This window comes from Xenorhabdus santafensis (genome assembly GCF_033949405.1).
Lineage (GTDB): Bacteria > Pseudomonadota > Gammaproteobacteria > Enterobacterales > Enterobacteriaceae > Xenorhabdus > Xenorhabdus santafensis.
Genome location: NZ_VCDN01000041.1, coordinates 1 through 21,792 on the forward strand (window position 1 = coordinate 1; position 21,792 = coordinate 21,792).

Consider the following 21,792-nt stretch of genomic DNA (forward strand, 5'->3'; position numbering starts at 1 on the left):
AAACCGAGGTTTTCTACAATCCATAGATCCTAACGATCCAAGCCAAGATCCCATTCCTCATACCCTGAAAACTGACGATCAAAGACAAAAACGTCCCATTTTTACCTATCAAAAAACAACCAAAAGGCAGGATTACATTGAATAACACTAAAAAGGATAAATTTTGAACTAAATTTCGGTCAATAAATGAACTAATTGCGGGTGTTATTTAACCAAAATGGCTCCCGCTCCAGTCAAATCGCCAATTCCCCTCAATTCATCCAAAAATTAACTAAATTTAAAATTAACACTTTGATTTTTAAATAAAATATAAGAACCCATTTGTACCTTCCCTCACACATGCCCAATCGAATGATTTCCCCGACCTAATCCGCCAATATATCAGCACACCTTAACAGGAGAACCGCTATTATGGCACAAGACTATCACCACGGCGTCCGTGTACAGGAGATCAACGAAGGTACTCGTACCATTACTACCGTTAGCACTGCTATCGTAGGTATGGTTTGTACTGCTTCTGACGCAGACGAAAATACATTTCCATTAAATACTCCAGTCCTGATTACTGACGTTATGAGCGCCAGTGGTAAGGCCGGAACAAAAGGGACGTTGTCCGCATCACTGAAAGCAATCGCAGCTCAGGCCCAACCTGTCACTGTTGTTGTTCGTGTAGCAGAGGGCGAGTCTGAAGAAGCAACCATTAAAAACATCCTCGGTGGTGTCACTGAAGCAGGTAAGAAAACCGGTATTCAGGCACTGCTTGCAGCACAAAGCCAGCTCGGTGTTAAACCACGCATTCTGGGTGTTCCGGGCCTGGATTCACAACCGGTCGCTGCTGCACTGGCCACAGTTGCCAAGCAACTGAAAGCAATGGCGTATGTCAGCGCTTACGGCTGCAAAACTATTGAGGAAGTGCTCAAGTATCGTGAAAACTTCGGTCAGCGTGAGGTAATGCTGATTTGGCCTGATTTCCTGAGATGGGATAAAGGTGAAGTTATCGCACCTGCGACGGCTTATGCACTGGGCTTGCGTGCCAAAATCGACGAAGAGACTGGCTGGCACAAAACTCTGTCCAACGTGGGCGTTAACGGTGTAACGGGCCTATCTGCCGATGTCTTCTGGGATCTGCAAGCGACTGGAACTGAGGCTGATCTGCTGAACCAGAACCACATCACGACACTGATCCGCAAAAACGGTTTTCGTTTCTGGGGTTCACGCACTTGTGCTGCTCCTAATTCTGAGGAATCACTGTTCCAGTTCGAAAGCTACACCCGTACCGCTCAGGTTCTGTCTGACACTATGGCTGACGCGCATATGTGGGCTATCGACAAGCCGCTGACGCCATCATTGGTGCGCGACATTATCGAAGGCATCAATGCTAAGTTCCGTGAACTGAAAGCCGGTGGCTACATCATTGATGGCCGTTGCTGGTACGACGATAAAGCCAACGATAAAGACACCCTGAAAGCAGGCAAACTGACCATCGATTATGACTATACACCTGTACCGCCACTGGAAAACATGATGTTACGCCAGCGCATTACAGATAGTTACCTGATGGATTTCGCTAAAAGTATCAACAACTAAGGGGCTAACTGATGGCATTACCTCGCAAACTTAAATACCTGAATTTGTTCAATGATGGCAACAACTATCAGGGGATCGTGGAAGAACTGACTCTTCCTAAGTTGAGCCGCAAGCTGGAAGCTTATCGTGGTGCTGGCATGAACGGCAGCGCAATGGTGGATCTGGGGCTGGATGAAGGCGCACTGGACGCTGAATTCACTCTGGGTGGCATCGAATCTCAACTGTACAAACAGTGGGGCATCGCGAAAGCAGATGGCGTCATGTTGCGTTTTGCCGGCTCTTTTGAAAGCGAAGACACTGGTAACGTGGTTGCAGTTGAAGTTGTAATGCGTGGTCGTTTCCAGGAATTCGATCATGGCACTTATAAACAAGGTGATAACACTCAGACCAAAATCACCGCTAAAAACACTTACTTCAAACTGACATGGGATGGCGAAGAACTAATTGAAATCGACACCATCAACATGGTTGAGAAAGTCGGTGGGGAAGATCGCCTGGAACAGCATCGCCGCGCAATCGGTCTTTTTTAATCGCTTCTTTTAGCAATTAGATTTTTTTAAAACTTATTTCCTGTCTCTTCATATTTGTTGAGACAGGTTATCTATCGGATAAACAAGGTTGAACCATGACTGAAACACTGAATACTCAAAATGACGATCTGCGCATTATCGAATTGGAAGCCCCACTGGCACGAGGTAATGGCGAAATCACAGAAGTGATGATTCGTAAACCTAACAGCGGTGCGCTACGCGGTGCGCGTTTACAAGCACTGCTGGAAATGGATGTGGATTCTATGCTGCTTGTCCTGCCGCGTGTAACTACTCCTGCATTGACCAAAAATGACCTGATGATGATGTCACCTGGTGATCTGATTAATCTCAGTGTGGAGGTGGTCAATTTTTTGTTGCCGAAGTCGGTCAAGTCCGATTCCCAGAACGATTAACCGTTGATGAATTGGTGGCAGATATCGCCACCGTTTTTCACTGGTCACCGGCAGTGACAGATGAAATGCCACTGACGGAACTGTTGGACTGGCGACATCGGGCCATTTTAAGAAGTGGTGCAGAAAATGAGTAAAATACAGTCACAGCTAGATAAGGTATTGAGTACTGTTGGCAAACTGACCAGTTCCTTTAAATCTTTTCAGCAGAATCAGAAAAAGCTGGTCGGTTCAGTCGATAAAATACATAACCAATTTAAAAAGCTTAATAAGACTGTTGAGGGATTAAAGCCCATAGTAGGTTATGCGCAGGAAACTGCGCGTATGCGTACCGATCTTAAAGCTTATAGCCAAACAATTAAACAGTCTTTCTCTGCGCGGCAGAATTCATCACAAGTGAAACAAGTAAACGCCGCTAGTCAATCTGCTAATATTATTCAGACTACCCAGATTATTAAACAAGAAAATTCATCCAGTAAAAAAAATGAATTGAATTTTGGTGTTACTGGAAATATGACTAACAATTTTACATTGTTAGATAAACTGGTCATTAATATTAATCCAAAGGTGACAATTTTATTTGGCATTCTGAATAAAATTAATGCAGTGTTGAAATTAACGACGGGTTCAGTCAAAGTCGTATTTCAAATGCTGGTTGGTTATATACAAATTTTTGGCAGTCTTGGCATAAAAGCTTTTGAGTCTCTCAAGATCAGTTTAAATATATTTGCCCTATTGGGTATTCAGGCTTTTGCTGAGTTAAAGGCCAGTTTGAATTTCTTTGCTCAGCTAGGTGTTCAGGTTTTTGCCGAATTAAGGGCCGGATTAAATTTCTTCGCACAACTTGGCATTCAGGCTTTTGCTGAATTAAAAGTTAGTTTGAATTTTTTTGCACAGTTGGGTATTCAGGTTTTTGCTGAGTTAAAGGCCAGTCTGAATTTCTTTGCCCAATTGGGCATCCGAGTTTTTGAAACGTTAAAAGCGAGTTTGAGTTTCTTTGCGCAGATAGGGATTCAGGCATTGGATAAATTAAAATCCACCCTGGATGCATTTGTGCAAATGGGCGTTCAGGCGCTGAATAAACTCACATTTCCTTTTGATCTGCTTGCACAGATAGGTATGCAGGCTTTGGAAGAATTAAAAGCCGGTATCAACTTTTTTGCGCAGTTGGGAATTCAAGCACTGGATAAATTAAAGTCCAGTCTGGATGCATTTGCCCAATTGGGTATTCAGACTTTGAACGAATTAAAAGCCGGCATCAATTTTTTTGCGCAGTTGGGAATTCAGGCACTGGATAAATTAAAGTCCAGTCTGGATGCATTTGCCCAATTGGGTATTCAGGCTTTGAATGAATTAAAAGCCGGTATCAACTTTTTTGCTCAACTGGGAGTTCAGGCACTGGATAAGTTAAAATCCACGCTGGATTCATTTGTACAGTTAGGCGTTCAGGCACTAGATAAATTAACAGCCCCTTTAGATGTGTTTGCCCAACTAGGCATACAGGCTTTAAATGAATTAAAAGCCGGTATTAACTTTTTTGCGCAGTTGGGAATTCAGGCACTGGATAAATTAAAGTCCAGTCTGGATGCATTTGCCCAATTGGGTATTCAAGCTCTGGATACATTAAAATCCAGTATAAGCTTTTTTGCTGATTTAGGAATTCAAGCGCTGGATAAATTAAAATCCACGCTGGATGCATTTGTTCAGATGGGAATGCAGGCGCTGAATAAACTTACCTCCCCATTCGATGTGTTAGCGCAATTGGGGACTCAAGCACTGGATAAATTAAAATCCACGCTGGATGCATTTGTTCAGATGGGAATGCAGGCGCTGAATAAACTTACCTCTCCTTTTGATGTATTAGCCCAGTTGGGCACCCAAGCGCTGGATAAATTAAAATCCACCTTGGATTCATTTGTTCAGCTAGGCGTTCAAGCGCTGAATAAACTAACAGCACCTTTGGATGTTTTTACTCAAATTGGATCTCAGGCCCTAGAAGATTTAAGAGCCAACATTAATAAATTTGCGGAAGTCGGTATTCAGGCGCTGGAAAATTTAAACGTTGGTTTGAAGGCATTTGCACAAATAGGAACAGAGGCTTTAGAAGCATTAAGAACGGCCATGGATTTTTTCGGTAAAACCGGAAGCAAGGTATTTGGAACAATAAATGAAGGTGCCGATTTATTGTCGAGCAAAGGCGGTAAAGATACTTTTTCATCACAAAGAAAAGGTTTGGGGCTATTTGGAAATATTGGCCAAAAAGTTTTTGGTGCTTTGGGTAGTGGAATAAATACTCTGGCAAATGTTAGTTCAAAAGGTTTAGGTCTTTTAGGTAATGCATTTAGTTCATTAGGCAAAGGAATGTCGTTTATTGGGCGAGCTATGATGGCAAACCCAATTCTTGCCATTATTGGTGTTATCGCAATGGCCGCCATTTATATTTGGCAGAATTGGGAGTCATTGGGGCCTAAATTTATGGCCTTGTGGGAAGGTATCAAAAATATCTGCAGTAATGCTTGGCAAGGCATAAAAGATGGAATCAGTGCAGCTTGGGAAGGTATTAAAAGCTTTTTCATGAATGGTGGCTTAATTGGCATTATCTACCAAAACTGGGAAAGTATTAAACAAAGTGCTTCAGAAGCATGGGAGTTAGTTAAATCTACAATAAGTGGAGTCTGGGAATCAGTTAAACAAAATACACTGGAAATATGGGAAAACGTCAAAAAAACAATTTCTGATAAATGGGATGAGATTGTTGCTGATGTTCAGGCTATTCCGGAAAAATTGAAGTCGGCTGGTTCAGAAATGATCGATGCCGTATTGGGCGGTATCCAAGAGAAGTGGAAGGCGCTGAAAGATAAATTCAAAAGTTTCGGTGATGCCGTTAAATCATTCTTTGGTGGTGGTAGTGATAAAAAGGAAGTTGAATTAAATAAAACGGAGGCAATTACCAGGAGTGAAACGACCAAAGACTTAATGCCGGCTAAGAAGCTTGATAAAGGTGGATATATTGCAAATGGCGAAACGGCTATTGTCGGTGAGCGTGGCCCTGAAATTGTGTCAGGTTCAGCGAATGTGACCAGTAGGGTCAATACAGCGCAATATGCCGCCTTGGGGCTGGCTGTCAGCTCTATGTCTCTGCCTGTTGCAGCGCAGGATGCACCGCTGCATGCACAAAGTCTACCTGCTTACTCTTACGAGGAAGTTCAGGCGAACAGGGCACAAAGCCAACCGCAGCTGCAAGCTGGCGCGGCACCGCAATATAACATCTATGTCTATGGCTCTCAGGGACAATCTGCCCAGGATATCGCCCGTATGGTCAGACAGGAACTGGAGCAACGGGAACGTGCTCAGCAAGCCCGTATGCGTAGCTCATATTCTGATAGAGGAGAATCATACTCATGATGGCCGCACTTGGTTTATTTGTATTTATGTTAAAAACAACGCCTTATCAAAGTTTTCAGCATAAAAAGAGTTGGAGACATGCATTTAACAGCCGCGTGGGAGCGCGGCCTGCATGGCAATTTGTTGGTTCGGATAACGATACGATAACGCTATCAGGAGAACTCTACCCCGAATTAACGGGGGGATCTCTTTCCCTGACTGCACTGACGTTGATGGCCGACAGCGGTAAAGCATGGTCTTTGATTGATGGAAGTGGTTCGATTTACGGAATGTTCGTTATCGAAAGCATTGATGAGACAAAAACGGAATTTATGTCTGGTGGTGCAGCCAGAAAAATCAGTTTTACACTGACGTTACGGCGAGTGGATAACAATTTGTTTGAAATGTTGGGTGATTTGCAGGAGCAACTATCTGACATCAAGGACAAGCTACCTAAGTCAATGGAGGATCTGACTGCTCTTAAAGATCAGGCGGTGGGCAAAGTGAAAGGGGTATTCTCATGATGGATTTTAAACAGTGGATGCCAGATACGAGTTGGATTCCCCAATTTGATTTGGTTACTGGAAAAGAGGGAGCGCCTGCTTTTCGACTGGAAACCAACAATAAAGATATCACAGGGAAAATCCAATCGCGTTTAATGTCTTTAACACTGACGGACAACCGAGGTTTGGAATCAGACCAGCTGGATCTTGAGCTGGATGATTCGGATGGTCAGTTAGCATTGCCGCGCCGAGGCGATATTCTCACACTGGAACTGGGGTGGCATGGCCACTCCTTAACGCCAAAAGGGAAATTTGTCGTTGATGAGATTGAGCATAGCGGAGCGCCTGACCGGCTGACCATTCGTGCTCGCAGTGCGGATTTTCGTGGCGATCTGAATGTTAAACGCGAACAGTCTTATCATAAACAGACGTTAGAAAGCATTGTAAGTACGATAGCTGCGAGAAACCAACTGCAATTTCAAATCAGTGATGATTTGAAAGGTATCTCCATGCATATCGACCAGACAAATGAATCTGACGTGAGCTTTTTGACACGAATTGCAAAGCAGGAAGGGGCAATCGCTTCGGTCAAAAATGGCGAGCTGCTATTTATTCAGCAAGGACAGAACAAAACAGTCAGTGGTAAGAAGATCTCACCGGTATTGATTACTCGCAAGTCAGGAGATAGCCATCGTTTTTCTCTGTCCGATCGTGAAGCTTATACGGGGGTTGTTGCTCAGTGGCAGGATACCCGTACAGCGACTAAACAGACGGTTAAATTGCAGAAGGTGGAAACAAAGGAAGGGAAAACTGAAATTTCCATTGAATATAAAAGCAGCGAGGATAAATCATCAGACAAAGATAAACCTAAAAAAGATAAGTCCAAAAAAGACAAAGACTCAGGCAAGAAAGACAAAAATCCCACTAAAAAAGAGGATGAAAAGGGTAAGAAAAAAGAGCCTGAATCCCCTAAAAAGGGAAAAGATCCTAAAGGCAAATCATCAGCTCCTGTCAGTCTTGGTAAACCGGGTGGCGTGAGTCTGGCGAAGCCCGGTAAAGCCAAATTGGCGAAGAAAGGTCCGAAAACTAAAGGCCGAGAAGAACCTTCTTATATTACAAATGGGCGTAAAGGAAAAAACAAAGGTAAAGGAAGCAGTAATACTGAAACCAGCCTTGAGATTAAGGGCAGCATATCTCATGAGGAAAAGAGTGAGTCAAAAACTGAATTCCATCAAACAACAACGGAAAAGACAGAATCCTCAAGCTATTTGTCGGGAACTGGAGAGAATGTTTTGACGCTTTCGCGTATTTTTTCTAGTAAGGTAGAAGCAGAACGTGTTGCTACTGCTGTGTGGAAAAAAATGCAACGTGGAGCGGCTCAGTTCTCTATCACGCTGGCGATGGGGCGCGCGGATATTTATCCTGAAACGCCTGTTGCATTAAAAGGGTTCAAGGAGGAGATAGATGGGACGCAATGGACTTTGGTCAAAGTCACTCACAATCTCAATGACAGTGGTTTTACGACATCATTAGATCTCGAAATTAAGCTTGATGAGGTCGAAATTAAACCGGAAGGTACCTAAATTAATGCTTGATCTCAATATGAGATCTTTGGTATATTGTTCACCAGACGAGAATGGTGTTATCCGATGTTATTTCAAGAAAGGTGAACAATATGATTAAGTGTCCTCTGTGTGGTCAGTCAGCGCATACTCGTAGCAGCTTCGAGCATTCAAGCCAAACAAAGGAGCGCTATAACCAATGTCAGAATGTTAATTGTGGAGCAACGTTCGTCAGCCATGAAACCTTTGTCCGTTTCATTTCTAAGCCAGGTGAAGTCAATAATGTTACGCCTCATCCAAAGGCAAAAACTAAGAGACAACCTCGTCAGAAAGCCGCTGCCGCCCAGTAATTCATGGGAAAACCATAAATAACGAAAAAACAATTGCTCCAGTTTTTGCCACCATTATGGTGGCTTTTTTGTGTGAGGTGGGAATATTTTAGTTCTCTAAATGAGAACTCCATGTGACGCCCACTTGTCATAAAGCAGGCGTTAAAAAGTGAAGTTATTTTTCGGACACTGACTGCAAGATCCTTCGCATTTCATCTTTGATGTGTAGTTTTTCTTTCTTTAGACGTACAACCTTATCGCTGTAGCCAGTTCCATTTGGGCCTTCAAGTTGGGCTATCTCGTGGTCAAGTCGGTTATGTTTTTCAAACAAAGATTGGAAGCGGGGATTGGATTCTTTCAGATTGGATACTAAATCACGATATTCTGGAAACATGAGACCTCCTAAACGAAATTTACTACCACACTCAGTAAAGTGTAGCAGCCCATTGTAATATCAGATTTGAGAGATATCACATAAAAAAGATCTGATGCCATTTATGCTCTTAACTAATTGTTAATGTAAAATTAACATTTATTTCTGGCAAAGCGATCTAATTTTTGTTTAATAACTATAAAAATCAGTATATTGCCAAAAAATCATAATTTACCTCAGTCTTTTTGTTGTTATTATTCAATCTCCTTTTTAAATATATTCAGAGGTGATATATGAAAAAATATCTATTTCCTTTAGCTGCTTTGATGGTATCGACTTCCGTTTTTGCTGACAAAAATTTGGAAGATGTCGCTCCTTATCCCGCTGCGCCTGCTGGAATGGTTCGCAGTGTGATTGAGCTGCCTAAACAAGATAATGAAAAAGACTACATGGTTGAGTTGATGATCGGCCAGGATATGAAAGTTGACTGCAATCATCACTGGTTTGGTGGTAAGTTGGATAAGAAAGTATTGGAAGGATGGGGATATGACTATTATATGCTAGATAAAGTCAATGGCCCCATGTCAACCAAAATGGGCTGCCCGGATCAAAAAGAAACAGTGCGTTTTGTTCAGGTTCAGCTGGGTAAAGAGGCACTTATTCGTTATAACAGCAAGTTACCTATCGTGACTTATACACCAAAATCCATGACAGTTAAATATCGTATTTGGCAAGCATCGGATAAAGTCGAAACCGCAGTACAAAAATAATCTTTTGATCGAGTAAATCAACAACCTGAGTTTCCGTTATATTAAACTCAGGTTGTTTGATTTATAGCATGCTTTTCTGTTTTGAGGGTTAATCTATTTTTAGAATAGAAAGCTTAATTTCAATATGGTTTATACCCAATGGATTTCGAGTTGCATAGATAACTGTGTAACCGAGATAAATGTGCACAGCCAACAAAAAGCAACTTGAAAGATGAAGGCTATATTGTTAAATGAACAATATGGCATGTCATAAAGGATCTATTTCAAACTTACGTTAATCATTTTTTATTTCTGTTATTTCTCTCTGTGATTCCTTGCCCATCTTTAAAAATACTAACTACACTGTTTTTGGATCCTTTTGCATTCATGCAAACATCATAGGGGAATCGTAGAATGTTTAAAAAATTATCGGCGGAGTTCTTTGGTACTTTTTGGTTGGTGTTTGGTGGATGTGGCAGTGCTGTGTTAGCAGCGGCATTTCCACAGCTGGGGATTGGGTTTGTGGGTGTATCTCTGGCTTTTGGTTTAACTGTAGTGACAATGGCTTATGCCGTGGGGCATATTTCAGGAGGGCATTTTAATCCTGCGGTAACATTGGGACTATTTGCTGGCGGGCGTATTTCAGCAAAAGATGTTATCCCTTATATTATTGCTCAAGTGATTGGTGGAATTGCCGCAGCGGCGGTGCTTTATTTAATCGCCAGTGGTAAAAGTGGTTTTGATGCAACAGCAAGTGGTTTTGCATCTAATGGCTACGGTGATCATTCTCCGGGTGGCTTCTCATTACAATCTGCAATTATCATTGAATTAGTATTAACGGCTTTCTTTTTATTGATAATCCTTGGCGCTACAGATAAGAAAGCACCGGCAGGTTTTGCGCCATTGGCGATTGGCTTGTCATTGACACTTATTCACTTAATCAGCATTCCCGTAACCAATACATCAGTTAACCCGGCGAGAAGTACTGCGGTTGCTATTTTCCAGGGCACCTGGGCATTGGAGCAACTTTGGGTATTCTGGCTTATTCCATTAATTGGTGGTGCGATTGGTGGATTGATATATAAGGCTTTATTACAGAAAGATGATTAATTTATTAATAAATATTCCTTTATTTTAATAAGTCATGCGATAGCATGGCTTTTTTTTGCCCTTTTTTATGGTAGATTTTCTCCTCGGTTCAATTTTTTCGCAAAAGGAAAAATGATGGAGCAGAATATAACATGGGAACGAGGTGAATATTGGGTTACCACAGATAAAACTAAATGTGATATCCATTTCGTACATAATAATCTGAAGAAATTACCCTGGGCGATTGATGTTGAATTTGAAAGAGTCAAAATTTCGATAGAACATAGTATATGTTTTACATTATTTCATCGTGATAAAGAAATTGGATTTGCCAGATTACTGACTGATTTTGCAACGTTTGCATATCTTGCTGATGTATTTGTGATTGATGAATATCAAAAAAGAGGGTTAGGGCGCTGGCTGGTGGAATGTATTTTAAAACACCCTGTTACTTCTTATGTAAAACATGTGGCATTAGTGACGTACGATGCTCCTTGGCTATATAAGAAAGTCGGTTTTCAGGCTGTGGTTGAACCCGATTTTGTCTGGATGCTGGATAATACAAAACCCTCTGAATAAATGACAAAAAACCGGCGGTATTATTCATTCAATGTAATATCGCCTTTATTTTTAACTCATTTTCCTGAAAGAAAATATGCGTTAATAACCAGAATTATCATTCCAAAGATAACTGCGTTTTTTACGATTTTCTCTATATAACGCCCGAATATCTGGCAGTAAAGTCATTAAACCAAGCAACGCCATACATACACCTATCCATAAAGGCGCCCTTAATCCCCATCCTAAGTTCATCGCGAATCCACCAAGAAAAGAGCCAATGACGACGCCAAGGGTAATCATTGAGGAATGAACCGTATTAACCAGTGAACGGCCATTGGCTGTTTTCATGACGCGTGTCACCATAGCCGGATTCATGGTAACGCCCACTAATCCGATACCAACGAGGGATAAGGCTGCAAGGGATTTTTGAGCGGCAAATAAACCAAATAACAGAAGAAATAAGGTCAGTAAAATCAAGCCAATGGTTAACGTTATAATCGTATAGCGCTCAGACAACTTCCCGACTATCGCATTGCCCACTATCGTTGCACTTCCATAGAGAATGAGTAAACAGGCGATCATACCCTCACTATAACCTGATACTTCTTTTAATATTGGTGTGAAATAAGTAAACGCAGCGAAGGTTGCGCCAATAATCAGCAAGCTGGTGGCAAAAACGCTCCATAATTTTAGATTTTTTAAGTGACTGAGTTCTGAGCGCAGGCTCATGATTGGTGGTTTTGGGATGGTGGGCAGGAAAAATAAACTGATGAGCCCGGCAATGGTAGCCAATACCCCGGTTGTCCAAAAACTTTCTCTCCAACCTGCATATGTGCCTATCAAATTAGCCATTGGCAATCCCAAGATCGTTCCCACCATAATGCCGGAAAGTACGATTGAAACGGCCCATCCTCGTTGTTCAGTGGATACAAGCTCCACACAGATTGCAAGTGCTACGCCAAAGAAAGCTCCTGAAACTGCTCCGGTTATGACCCTCGCAATCGCCAGCGTGGAATATGAATTTGCCAGTGCGCCGAGCACTTCAGCTGCGATGAAAATAACATAAAGGGCAGTTAAAGCCTTTTTGGGCGGTGTTTTTAATAATCCAATGGCTAAAAGCGGACCACCAAAAGTCATGGACAAAGCATAAAGGGAAACAAGATAACCGATTTGAGAAATGGATACACCGAGGTCGTATGCCATGATTGGCACCATGCCTGAGACTTGAAATTCACTGGTTACCATGGAAAAGATGCCGAGTGTCAGTATATAAATGGCGAAGGGGATGGTTTTTTGTTTGCTTACGGCATGGGAATGGCTAACGATCTTGGATTGCATGTTCTCCATGTTAGTACCTTTTAGTTACTGATCGATTAATTATGTAGTAGGTGTTACAAAAATATCTGGCTTGCGAAATAAGATCAAGGCATTTATGTTATAGTCACTACAAAAATAACGATGGTAAATATGATGACACTACGAGGGCGTCCGCCGCGCTTTAACCGAGATATTGCTCTTCAGCAAGCAATGACGTTATTTTGGGATAAAGGCTATGAAGGGACTCAGCTTGTTGATCTCACCGCGACGATGGAGATCAATCCTCCGAGTTTTTATGCTGCCTTTGGCAGTAAGAAAAAAGCATTTTATGCGGCAGTTGAACTTTACATTAAAACTGTGGGCACCAAGACAATGAATAGGCTGAATGAAACCGGCAGTCTGCAGGAAAATATGCGGGGAATGCTGGAAAGTTCTGTGGAAGTTGCAACGTCAAGTCATTCTGGCGGGTGTTTACTGATTTTAGGAATCATGAATAACCAGATAGAAAATGAGGATGTTTATCTTTATCTTAAAGCCGTGCGGAAAAATACACTGGCATTAGTTCAGACTCGGTTAGAAAAAGGCATTGCGAATGGTGAAATATCTGCTGACATTGATGCTGGTAAATTAGCAGCATATTTTCTTGGGATTATGCAGGCAATTTCATTGCAGGCTCGTGATGGAGCGTCTAAAGATGAACTTATGAGCCTGATCCCACCCGCGATGGCGGCAATAACTCCCCAGAACAATTGTGCAGCCTTGTAGGCTGCACTTACCCATTTTTGCCGTTTTTTAAATTATTCGACTTCACTCCAATGGCTGATGATTTTCCCAACAATACCGTAATCACGGGCTTCTTCAGGTTCCATCCAGTAATTGGAGTTTGTATCTTTTATGACTTTATCGAGAGGTTGCCCAGTTGATTGGCTGATAAGAGTGTTTATACGTTTGCGAATTTTCAATATTTCTTTCGCTTCAATTTCAATATCTGAAGCACGTCCTTGAAAGCCGCCCAATGGTTGGTGGATCAAAAAACGCGTGTTTGGCAATGAGTAGCGGTTTTCTTTATCAGCAGCAAGAAAGATAGTAATACCTGCACTTGAAACCCAGCCAGTGCCAATCATGATGACTTTGGGTTTTATAAACTTAATCATGTCATGCAGGGTATCACCAGATTCAACATGACCACCTTGGCTGTGAATAAATATTTTTATTGGCTCATCACTGACTTCCTGCAACATTAGAAGCTGTATCATGACTTTTTCAGCGAGTTGCTGATTAATTTCTCCCGCGATAATTACACTTCGAGATTTAATCAATTTATTTTGTAGAGAGGGGTCTACCGTTTTTTCTTCCTCAGTTTTGTTGGCAAGTTCGTTATACATTATCTTTTTCTCTCGTGATAAATGATATTAGACGTGTTCAATGGTATGAGATGATGAATTAAGTGGAGTTTAACGATCCTTATATTTCAGATAATTATCTGAAACTCCATCGCGGCATAAATATCTAAAACATAAACGCAAGAAATTTCGATTTAAAACTGTATTTCTACATAGCACTTTATATAGTACTTCATGCTTGGTTTGTCCTGCCAAAATCAGGTTTTGTGCTGCATGTTGAACCGTAGTTTATGAAAGATTAAATGCTTTTGCTGTGATTGAAGGCAGAGATATGTTTCATTGAGTTAATCAAGCCCTGTATATGTAAGGGCAAAATAATGGCCTTGAAAACTGCTTTAATGACAACAAGTGGGATACTAAAAAAATGGCTGGTGGAAATTTGATTTTTACCAATTACTTTGCCGGCATTGTGACAGGTTCCAAAATCATTTTGGCACTATATGCTAATGGCATTAATGTTGCTTTATGTTCACCGGCTCTTGCTCGTAGGGAAATCGAATGTAAGATAGCGATGATTAGTTGAGCAATGATGTCAACATCCGTCTCAGGGAGCAATTCCCCATTATTTTTTGTTTCACTTAGGACTTTTTTTATTTGATCAGTTTGCACTTGAATTACCATTGCAAGGTATTGTTGAACTTCAGGTATTTCTACCTCTGCCGCAGCGGTAGATAAAGCCATGCAACCCAGTTTCCCGTTTTCACCGGTATATAAATCAACTGAAGCGATTAAGTAACGGGTGATGCGATCAATGATTGTGTCTTTTTCATGTGTTTTTTTAAGCGCATTTTCATAACTGGTGATTGCGATGACACCAAAATTATCCATCGCTTTTTTATAAATGGATAACTTATTGCCAAATGCGGCATAGAGACTCGGTTTATTCATCCCCGTTTCGTTGACCAAATCGTCTAAAGATGTGGCAGTAAACCCTTTGCGCCAAAAGAGAAAAGTAATATTTTTGATGGCGACTTCACTGTCGTAGGAACGCGGACGACCCTTCTTTTTCATTTCATACTACCTAGTAAAATAATCATTTACAGAGTATAAAACAAATGCCATTATTTTACTAACCAGTAAAAAATTCGATTGAGAAAGTGAAATGTCCGATATTGTCAACGGTGTTTATGGTAAAACAACGAAATCGATTATAGAGCTAGTGGACAAAGGAAAAGTAAGGCAAAGCACATCGCTTAAGGTTGGTATATTTGTGTGTCCGGGTTTTATGCCAATGGATATTAATGGAGCACAATCTGTTTTTACCATTGCTTCAGCGGAAATCTATTTCATTTGGAAAAAAAGAGAGTTAGTTGAAGGCTTTATTGGTTGGCCAACAATGCCGACAATGACATTTGATGAATGCCCAGATGATTTAGATGTATTGGTTGTTGGCATGGTTCCTCCCGAAATTGTTAAAGATACGGAAGTGCTTGCATTTTTTGCTAAAAAAGCGGCAACAACCAAATTTTTAATTGGAACGTGTTACGGAACATTGGTTCTTGGTGCCGCCGGATTGCTAGTAAATCGCAGGGCGACCACTAATTCCAAAGCGATTCCTTTGTTATCAGAGTTTGATGCGATTGCAGTGGAAGGCAGTGAAGTTGTTGTTGATGGCAATATTTACACTTCTGGCCCGGCAACAGGCTCATTTGATGCATCTTTACTCGTACTTAAACAATTAAGAAGTACTGAGTTTGCGGCACTGGTTGAACTGGCTATTGAATATGATCCACGCCCACCATTTAAAACAGGTTCGCCACAACTTGCAGGGCCGGAAATGTCACTTATTTCACAAGAAATAACCAAGGAAATTAACCAGCAATATTATCATGCGGTACGTGAAGGTTTTTCCGGTATTTCAACGTCTTGATTTGATATTTTTAATTTGATGTCATGATTATTATCATCATGGGAAGTATTTGTTTTTTTTAACTGAAAAATTGAGAGGATTGGTATGAAAATAAATTTAACAATGAATAAAACCGAAATGCAATTTTTCATTGATAATTTAATTAATCATGGCTTTGATTATTATACAGAGTTACGTGATGAATTTAGATGTGATAAAGATATATCCATAAACCATGTCCGTAATGTTTTTGATGGTGATGGAATATATTTAGATGCAAACGATATTGAGGTCACTATTACTGATAAATAATACTTTGTATTATTTAAAGCATAAAATGTAAGAGATTGCAGCCTTGTCCCGTTTATCGCGGGACAAGATTTATTCTGATTATTTTTAAACACTACTTTTAAAATACTGCTTTTGAAATGTCGTATTAAAAAATATTAGGCTTTCTCTCTAACCCCTTCCACTGAAATGATCAATTCGACTTCTTGGGATTTTGGCCCCAGATCGCCTTTTATCTTGAAATCTTTCAGTTTGATTTTACCGTTGGCTTCAAAGCCCGCACGGTATCCTCCCCAAGGATCGTTGCCTTCGCCTGTCAGTTTGGCGTTGAGTGTCACAGGTTTGGTGACGCCATTTAGTGTCAAGTCACCCGTGATGGCGTAATTTTCCCCTGTTTTTTTGACCTCGGTTGATGAAAATTTAGCTTCTGGGTATTTTACAACGTTTAAAAAATCGGGGCTGCGCAGATGCTTATCGCGTTCAGCGTGATTAGTATCAACACTGTTTGTTTTAATAACCACATTGACTTTATCTGCTGCGGGATTTTGTGCATCAAAAGTAAATTGGCCATCAAATTTCCTGAAACTGCCGTAAAGCCAGCTTATGCCCAAGTGTTGAATGCGAAATTCAACAAACGCATGTTGGCCAGCGGTATCAATTTTGTAATTAGCGGCCATGGCAGAGTTGCTGCCCATGAATAAAATGCCAGCGGCCAAGCCAATCAAGGCTTTCTTCGGCATCATTTTTTTAAACATCATTTTGTTAAGCATAAAGCAATTCTCCAGAGGTTATTTTATATCGGACTTGAAACCAAACATTCTGGTTAGGGTGGAATCTTTATCAATAAAGTGATGCTTCAATGCGGCAAGAGCATGAAATAATGAAAACACCACCATAATCCAGGCTAAATAGAGATGGATAATGCCTGCGGTATCAGCTTGTACCCCTTGCTCAGTCAGGGTAGCAGGAATGTCAAACCAACCAAAAACGCTGATTGATTCGCCGTCCGCTGTCGAAATCAGATACCCGCTGACCAAAATGCCAAACAGGGCAATATACAGTGCGAAATGCATCAGTTTTGAAGTGATGCGTACAAAATGGCTGTAACTTGCCAACGGTTTTGGCGGGGGAGAGACAAATCGCCAAATGACACGAATAGCCATGATAATAAAAAGGCATACGCCTATACTTTTATGTAGCTCTGGTGCGCGATGATACCAAGTATCGTAGTAGCTCAATGTTACCATCCATAAGCCAAGCCCAAACATGCCATAAACAGCGATGGCAACTAGCCAATGGATTAAGATAGAAATATGACCAAAGCGCGTGGAAGTATTTTTTAATAGCATACTGTTTCCTTATTCTTGATCATGTAAGAGATTAATGCCCAGCGTTCTTGATGATAAATGGGGTATTATAGTAAATAAAAATGACAGTTGATTTTTGGGTATTTTAGACAAAATATTTGTTTAAGAATATCAAAAATAATCAACAATAAAATAGAATAATATTTTGTTGTGCATCATTAAGATAGCTTCATTTTATTCATTTAAGTTATTTGCTTATATCAATTTAATTACATTATAGCTTTTATTTTCAAAAATAGGGCTGCATTACTTGATTTCAGGTAGTGTTATTAATTTTTTTTAGATTGTTTGTCTGGTAAGAAAAAACTGAATACTATTAATGATTTACTTTGTTATTGTTTACTTTTGTAATGATAAATTTTACTCTCAGCGGGTTCATTTTTAGTCTATTTGTCTGTATTATTTTTAATCCCTCATTCGCTTTTATCAATCAATCGAGAAATATAATGTATACATTATGGATAGCTAATAAAAATTATTCCTCTTGGTCACTGCGCCCGTGGGTTTTGCTCAAAACTTTGGGTATTCCTTTTAGCGAACAGCTTAGTTCTTTTGAGGATGGTAAAAGTAGTTATGAGAAGTTCAGGGCATTTTCTCCTACGGGAATGCTTCCTTGTTTGATTGATGGAAACAAGGATATAAAAATTTGGGACACTCTGGCGATTGCGGAATATATCGCTGAAGATTATGCGCAAGTTTGGCCATCAGACAAAACTGCCAGAGCATGGGCGAGGAGTGCAGCCGCAGAAATGCATTCAGGTTTTACGGTATTGCGTGAGGTTTGCCCGTTGAATTGCATTCTCAGCACCCAGTTAAATGAAATAACACCTGAGTTGCAGAGTAATATTGATAGAATTGATGAACTTTGGTCAGAAGGGCTAACTAAATTTGGTGGTGAATGGTTGGCGGGGGATCAATTTACGGCTGTGGATGCATTTTATGCACCAGTGGCTTTGCGTGCCCAAATTTATGGATTGAAGTTTTCAGCCATTAGCCAGAAATGGATTGACCGCATCTTGCAACTTCCGGCAATCATAGAATGGGTAGAGTCGGCAAAGAAAGAGCCTGAAATTGAACATTGATTCTAACCATATCATGATTATCAACAATCTTTGATATAGAGATACAGGATACGTTAGATCACGTATCCTGATATTGCGGTATTTATTTTATGAATGACTTGCTTGTTGCACTATTTATTTCTTCCATTGTTAATTTAATTATCTAGAATGTGATTGGGAATATATTGTCAGCTTGCATTCGCATAATAAGTTATTGCTGGGCTGTGTTTATCCATTATAGATTATATCGTTTTTACTTCATCAAATAGGAAGGATGGGAAATGGACTGGGGACAAATGGCTTATGGCGCCGTTTTGAGTGCTATTTTTAGTGGGATTTTGGGCGGTATTCTCTGGGCTGTGAAGAAAAAAGGAATATTGAGTAAGAATGTTTCTTACGTGATATTCATTACCCTAACTATTATATGGAATATATTCTACTTTAAAATCCTTATGAAGGATTATGGTTTACCTATAAATGATAAAGAAACGGTAGGGTTTCAATGGGAATCACCTGTTTTTTTGGTGTTAAAAGATAAAGATCCAAAAGTTTATAGTGAATATAGAGAACTCGTTTCGGCCTTAAAAAAAGAAGGGAAAAGTCGTGACGAAATGCTTAGTGAAATGGCTAAAAAAATAGTTTTATTGACTAATGAACGTATTTTGTTTGCTCCAGATGAAAATGTTATTTCCCATATAAACGTCGTCATAGAGCAAATGGAATTTTTGCAAACAGTAAGTGGCGAAAAATGTCTTAACTTTGTTATGCCAGATCTCAGAAAGAGTTTGAAGGTTAATCTTGATATGCTGGCCTTGTTCCCTAAGGAGTTATACTTGAGGCGCGTGAAAGCGGATGAAGCAATGATTATTGCGTCTTATGGTGAGAAAAAATATCAGCGATCAAATGAGAATAGTGAACTTGCTTTAGAAGATTTCAATGCTGTTATATTTGACTTGATACATAATAAATATGGCAAAGATTTCTTGTTGTTAGAATCGTCCCAGAGTGCTTACTCTAATGCAGAAAAAAGCTGTGAGATGCTTATTGATATAAATAAACAGATTGTTGAATTGCCACCGGAGAAAGCCGCGCGGATATATCGTTATATGATTAGTCAGATGCAATTGTAGAACGGCTGCATTTCTGTATGAAGTCAGTATTGGGATAAAAAAAAAGCTCCGTGTAGGACGGAGCAGAAGTGGGTAAAGTAGCTGGGAAAATGTAGTACAAGGCTATATTAGCGCTGTATTATTAAATATAACCTCAATGGAATGTGCATTGGACATATTTAATTGATTCTTAGCTACTGTACTTATGTTTTAGAACGCAGATTACGGGAATCAGCAGTTGAATTGAAATAATGAACGGGAATAATGAATTGAAATAATGAATTAAATTAGGGTGATGCATTGAAATAATGAATAAGGATTTCATCAGAATACTTGGTATGGCGCATATTGCCTGTTTTATCCATTCACAATAAGGCCATACCAAATATCAGTTGTTATCATTGAGATAATCCTTCACCTGTTTTTTAATGGAGGAGAGCATCCCGAATAACGTCCAGTGACGCTGGGTTTTCAATCAAGGCGATATCATTGGGGTCACGGCCTTCGCAAATGGCTTGCATTGTACGGCGCAACATTTTTCCTGAACGGGTTTTTGGCAATTGAGTCACAAAATAGACGTGTGACGGACGCCCAACACTACCGATTTTTTGATCAACCAATGCCATCAGCGATTTTTCCAATGCTGCGAAGTGGTCTGCGCTTTGGATTTCGCGCCCCTCTTTAAGAACAGCAAAAGCAACGGCAGCTTGCCCCCTCAGCTCATCTTTTACACCAATTACGGCCACTTCCGCCACATCTTCATGGCTGGCGATACATTCTTCAATTTCCCGGGTTCCCAGGCGATGCCCTGAGACATTGATGACATCATCCGAACGTCCCAAAATAAAATAATAACCATCGCTGTCGCGAATTCCCCAATCAAATGTTGAATAGACTTGCTGATTGAATTGCTTCCAGTAGGTGTTGATGAAACGGGTATCGTCACCGTAGATAGTCTGGATACAACCCGGTGGCAGGGGGCCTTTGATTACCAGCATGCCTTTTTCGTTATCGCTGCATTCCTGTCCTGTCAGCTCATTTATCAATTTGACATTAAATCCGTACATCGGGAATCCCGTACTGCCAAAACGGCTTGGCCTGCTGTCTAAGCCTCGGGCAATTGTCATAATTGGCCATCCTGTTTCTGTTTGCCAGTAATTATCAATGACAGGAACGTTAATGGCTTCGGTGATCCAGCGGGCAGTATGCTCATCCAGAGGCTCTCCAGCCAGATAGAGCGTTTCAAGCGATGAAATATCATATTTGGCGATGCAGTCTGTAGGGTATTTTTTCAAAACCCGTATTGCGGTGGGTGCCGAAAACATTTTGGTGACATGGTATTTTTCGATAATTTGCCACCAAACGCCGGCATCCGGGCGGATCGGCAATCCTTCATACATAATGGTTGCCATGCCGGCAATCAGCGGTGCATAGATAATATAAGAATGCCCAACAACCCAGCCGATATCCGATGTGCAAAAGAAAACACCGCCGGCTTTACCGCCAAAAATAGCGTCCATTGATGTTGCCAGTGCTACGGCATAACCACCGACATCCCGTTGAACGCCTTTGGGTGTTCCTGTTGTACCAGACGTGTAAAGCACACAGGATGTTTCATTTGATTCGAGCCAGGTCACAGGAACGGTTGCATCAAGATGCTCTTGCCGCAAAGCAGCAAAATTCACATCTCTGCTTTCCACCCAATTGATGTCAGCCAGCCCTCTATCGACCATCAAAACATGGCGCGGTGTATGGTTGGCCAGCTCAATGGCTTCATCCAGCAAAGGCTTATAGGGAATGATTTTGCCCCCGCGTGAACCGGCATCGGCGGAAACGACCAAAACGGGTTCGGCATTATCTAAACGGGTAGCGAGACTGTGGGAAGCAAAACCGCCAAATACGACGGAATGAATTGCTCCGATACGGGCGCAGGCCAGCAAAACAAATAGGGCTTCAGCCACCATGGGCATATAAACGACAACCCTGTCGCCTTTTGTGACACCAAGTGACAGCATCATGGCCGCAGCACGGTTTACTTCCTGATGCAATTCTCGGTAAGTAAATACCTTTTCACTGTTGGTTTCTGTTGAAATGGCAATCAGTGCCTTGGCATCAGGCTGGCTTTCCAGCCAGCGATCCAGCGCGTTATAGCAAAGATTCGTTTTTCCCCCGCAGAACCAACGGGCAAAAGGTGGATTACTGTGATCCAATACCTGCCCAAAAGGCTGTTGCCAGTGTATTCGCTTGGCTTGTTCTTTCCAGAAGGCATTGGGATCATTAATCGAATACTGATAGAAATCTTGAAATGACATAATCTCTCC

23 protein-coding genes are annotated in these 21,792 nt (G+C 41.0%); 16 read left to right on the top strand and 7 right to left on the bottom strand.

The window, feature by feature from the left end:
• The first annotated feature begins 411 nt into the window (after nt 1-411).
• The 8 genes from FE392_RS10685 (at nt 412) to FE392_RS10720 (ending at nt 8,326) form a co-directional block, all read left to right on the top strand.
• Complete coding sequence (locus FE392_RS10685; protein ID WP_319930207.1) at nt 412-1,587, top strand: phage tail sheath protein; 1,176 nt, start codon at nt 412-414, stop codon at nt 1,585-1,587.
• 11 nt (nt 1,588-1,598) lie between these two features.
• Nucleotides 1,599-2,117, top strand: a complete 519-nt coding sequence (locus tag FE392_RS10690; RefSeq protein WP_092514090.1) for a phage major tail tube protein — start codon at nt 1,599-1,601, stop codon at nt 2,115-2,117.
• Nucleotides 2,118-2,212: 95 nt separating this feature from the next.
• Nucleotides 2,213-2,530: a phage tail assembly protein gene (locus FE392_RS10695; RefSeq protein ID WP_092514088.1), complete on the top strand. Its 318-nt coding sequence runs from the start codon at nt 2,213-2,215 to the stop codon at nt 2,528-2,530.
• A gap of 14 nt (nt 2,531-2,544) precedes the next feature.
• Nucleotides 2,545-2,664, top strand: coding sequence for a GpE family phage tail protein (locus FE392_RS10700; protein ID WP_319930208.1), 120 nt, complete (start codon nt 2,545-2,547; stop codon nt 2,662-2,664).
• On the top strand, nt 2,657-5,932 hold the full coding sequence (locus tag FE392_RS10705; RefSeq protein ID WP_319930209.1) for a phage tail protein: 3,276 nt from the start codon (nt 2,657-2,659) through the stop codon (nt 5,930-5,932). The genes FE392_RS10700 and FE392_RS10705 overlap by 8 nt, the downstream gene beginning before the upstream one ends.
• Nucleotides 5,929-6,435, top strand: coding sequence for a phage tail protein (locus tag FE392_RS10710; RefSeq protein ID WP_319930210.1), 507 nt, complete (start codon nt 5,929-5,931; stop codon nt 6,433-6,435). The genes FE392_RS10705 and FE392_RS10710 overlap by 4 nt, the downstream gene beginning before the upstream one ends.
• Entirely contained in the window at nt 6,432-7,997 is a 1,566-nt protein-coding gene (locus tag FE392_RS10715; protein ID WP_439153480.1) for a phage late control D family protein, read from the top strand. Before FE392_RS10710 ends, FE392_RS10715 begins: the two co-directional genes overlap by 4 nt.
• Nucleotides 7,998-8,089: 92 nt before the next feature.
• Nucleotides 8,090-8,326 (top strand): ogr/Delta-like zinc finger family protein, encoded by a 237-nt coding sequence (locus tag FE392_RS10720; RefSeq protein ID WP_319930211.1) that lies wholly within the window; start codon nt 8,090-8,092, stop codon nt 8,324-8,326.
• A gap of 154 nt (nt 8,327-8,480) precedes the next feature.
• Here FE392_RS10720 and FE392_RS10725 read toward each other — a convergent pair whose 3' ends face one another.
• Entirely contained in the window at nt 8,481-8,699 is a 219-nt protein-coding gene (locus FE392_RS10725; RefSeq protein WP_319930212.1) for an HP1242/YdcH family protein, read from the bottom strand.
• A gap of 272 nt (nt 8,700-8,971) precedes the next feature.
• Here FE392_RS10725 and eco point away from each other — a divergent pair, with 272 nt between their 5' ends.
• The 3 genes from eco (at nt 8,972) to FE392_RS10740 (ending at nt 11,095) form a co-directional block, all read left to right on the top strand.
• Nucleotides 8,972-9,448: a serine protease inhibitor ecotin gene (gene eco / locus FE392_RS10730; RefSeq protein WP_319930213.1), complete on the top strand. Its 477-nt coding sequence runs from the start codon at nt 8,972-8,974 to the stop codon at nt 9,446-9,448.
• A 393-nt stretch (nt 9,449-9,841) separates the two neighbouring features.
• The gene (gene aqpZ, locus FE392_RS10735) at nt 9,842-10,537 is read left to right on the top strand and encodes an aquaporin Z (RefSeq protein ID WP_319930214.1); all 696 of its coding nucleotides are present in this window, start codon (nt 9,842-9,844) and stop codon (nt 10,535-10,537) included.
• Between the two features lie 114 nt (nt 10,538-10,651).
• A complete protein-coding gene (locus FE392_RS10740; RefSeq protein ID WP_319930215.1) occupies nt 10,652-11,095 on the top strand; it encodes a GNAT family N-acetyltransferase in 444 nt (147 codons plus the stop codon).
• An 81-nt stretch (nt 11,096-11,176) separates the two neighbouring features.
• Here FE392_RS10740 and FE392_RS10745 read toward each other — a convergent pair whose 3' ends face one another.
• The gene (locus FE392_RS10745) at nt 11,177-12,415 is read right to left on the bottom strand and encodes an MFS transporter (protein WP_319930216.1); all 1,239 of its coding nucleotides are present in this window, start codon (nt 12,413-12,415) and stop codon (nt 11,177-11,179) included.
• Nucleotides 12,416-12,544: 129 nt separating this feature from the next.
• Here FE392_RS10745 and FE392_RS10750 point away from each other — a divergent pair, with 129 nt between their 5' ends.
• On the top strand, nt 12,545-13,159 hold the full coding sequence (locus tag FE392_RS10750; protein ID WP_319930217.1) for a TetR/AcrR family transcriptional regulator: 615 nt from the start codon (nt 12,545-12,547) through the stop codon (nt 13,157-13,159).
• Between the two features lie 32 nt (nt 13,160-13,191).
• Here FE392_RS10750 and FE392_RS10755 read toward each other — a convergent pair whose 3' ends face one another.
• Nucleotides 13,192-13,779, bottom strand: a complete 588-nt coding sequence (locus tag FE392_RS10755) for an ATP-dependent Clp protease proteolytic subunit (RefSeq protein ID WP_319930218.1) — start codon at nt 13,777-13,779, stop codon at nt 13,192-13,194.
• Between the two features lie 411 nt (nt 13,780-14,190).
• Complete coding sequence (locus FE392_RS10760) at nt 14,191-14,808, bottom strand: TetR/AcrR family transcriptional regulator (protein ID WP_319930219.1); 618 nt, start codon at nt 14,806-14,808, stop codon at nt 14,191-14,193.
• 91 nt (nt 14,809-14,899) lie between these two features.
• Here FE392_RS10760 and FE392_RS10765 point away from each other — a divergent pair, with 91 nt between their 5' ends.
• Together FE392_RS10765 and FE392_RS10770 are read left to right on the top strand one after the other, a co-directional pair.
• Complete coding sequence (locus tag FE392_RS10765) at nt 14,900-15,667, top strand: DJ-1/PfpI family protein (RefSeq protein ID WP_319930220.1); 768 nt, start codon at nt 14,900-14,902, stop codon at nt 15,665-15,667.
• A gap of 84 nt (nt 15,668-15,751) precedes the next feature.
• Nucleotides 15,752-15,958, top strand: coding sequence for a hypothetical protein (locus FE392_RS10770; protein WP_319930221.1), 207 nt, complete (start codon nt 15,752-15,754; stop codon nt 15,956-15,958).
• A 134-nt stretch (nt 15,959-16,092) separates the two neighbouring features.
• Here FE392_RS10770 and FE392_RS10775 read toward each other — a convergent pair whose 3' ends face one another.
• Nucleotides 16,093-16,674: a YceI family protein gene (locus FE392_RS10775; RefSeq protein WP_319930268.1), complete on the bottom strand. Its 582-nt coding sequence runs from the start codon at nt 16,672-16,674 to the stop codon at nt 16,093-16,095.
• A 48-nt stretch (nt 16,675-16,722) separates the two neighbouring features.
• Nucleotides 16,723-17,283: a cytochrome b gene (locus tag FE392_RS10780; RefSeq protein ID WP_319930222.1), complete on the bottom strand. Its 561-nt coding sequence runs from the start codon at nt 17,281-17,283 to the stop codon at nt 16,723-16,725.
• 464 nt (nt 17,284-17,747) lie between these two features.
• On the opposite strand from FE392_RS10780, the gene FE392_RS10785 reads away from it, so the two are divergent.
• Both FE392_RS10785 and FE392_RS10790 read left to right on the top strand, forming a co-directional pair.
• Complete coding sequence (locus FE392_RS10785; RefSeq protein ID WP_319930223.1) at nt 17,748-18,383, top strand: glutathione S-transferase family protein; 636 nt, start codon at nt 17,748-17,750, stop codon at nt 18,381-18,383.
• 260 nt (nt 18,384-18,643) lie between these two features.
• Entirely contained in the window at nt 18,644-19,492 is an 849-nt protein-coding gene (locus FE392_RS10790) for a hypothetical protein (RefSeq protein ID WP_319930224.1), read from the top strand.
• Between the two features lie 404 nt (nt 19,493-19,896).
• Here FE392_RS10790 and FE392_RS10795 read toward each other — a convergent pair whose 3' ends face one another.
• Nucleotides 19,897-21,783, bottom strand: a complete 1,887-nt coding sequence (locus FE392_RS10795) for a propionate--CoA ligase (protein WP_319930225.1) — start codon at nt 21,781-21,783, stop codon at nt 19,897-19,899.
• Nucleotides 21,784-21,792 lie beyond the last annotated feature (9 nt).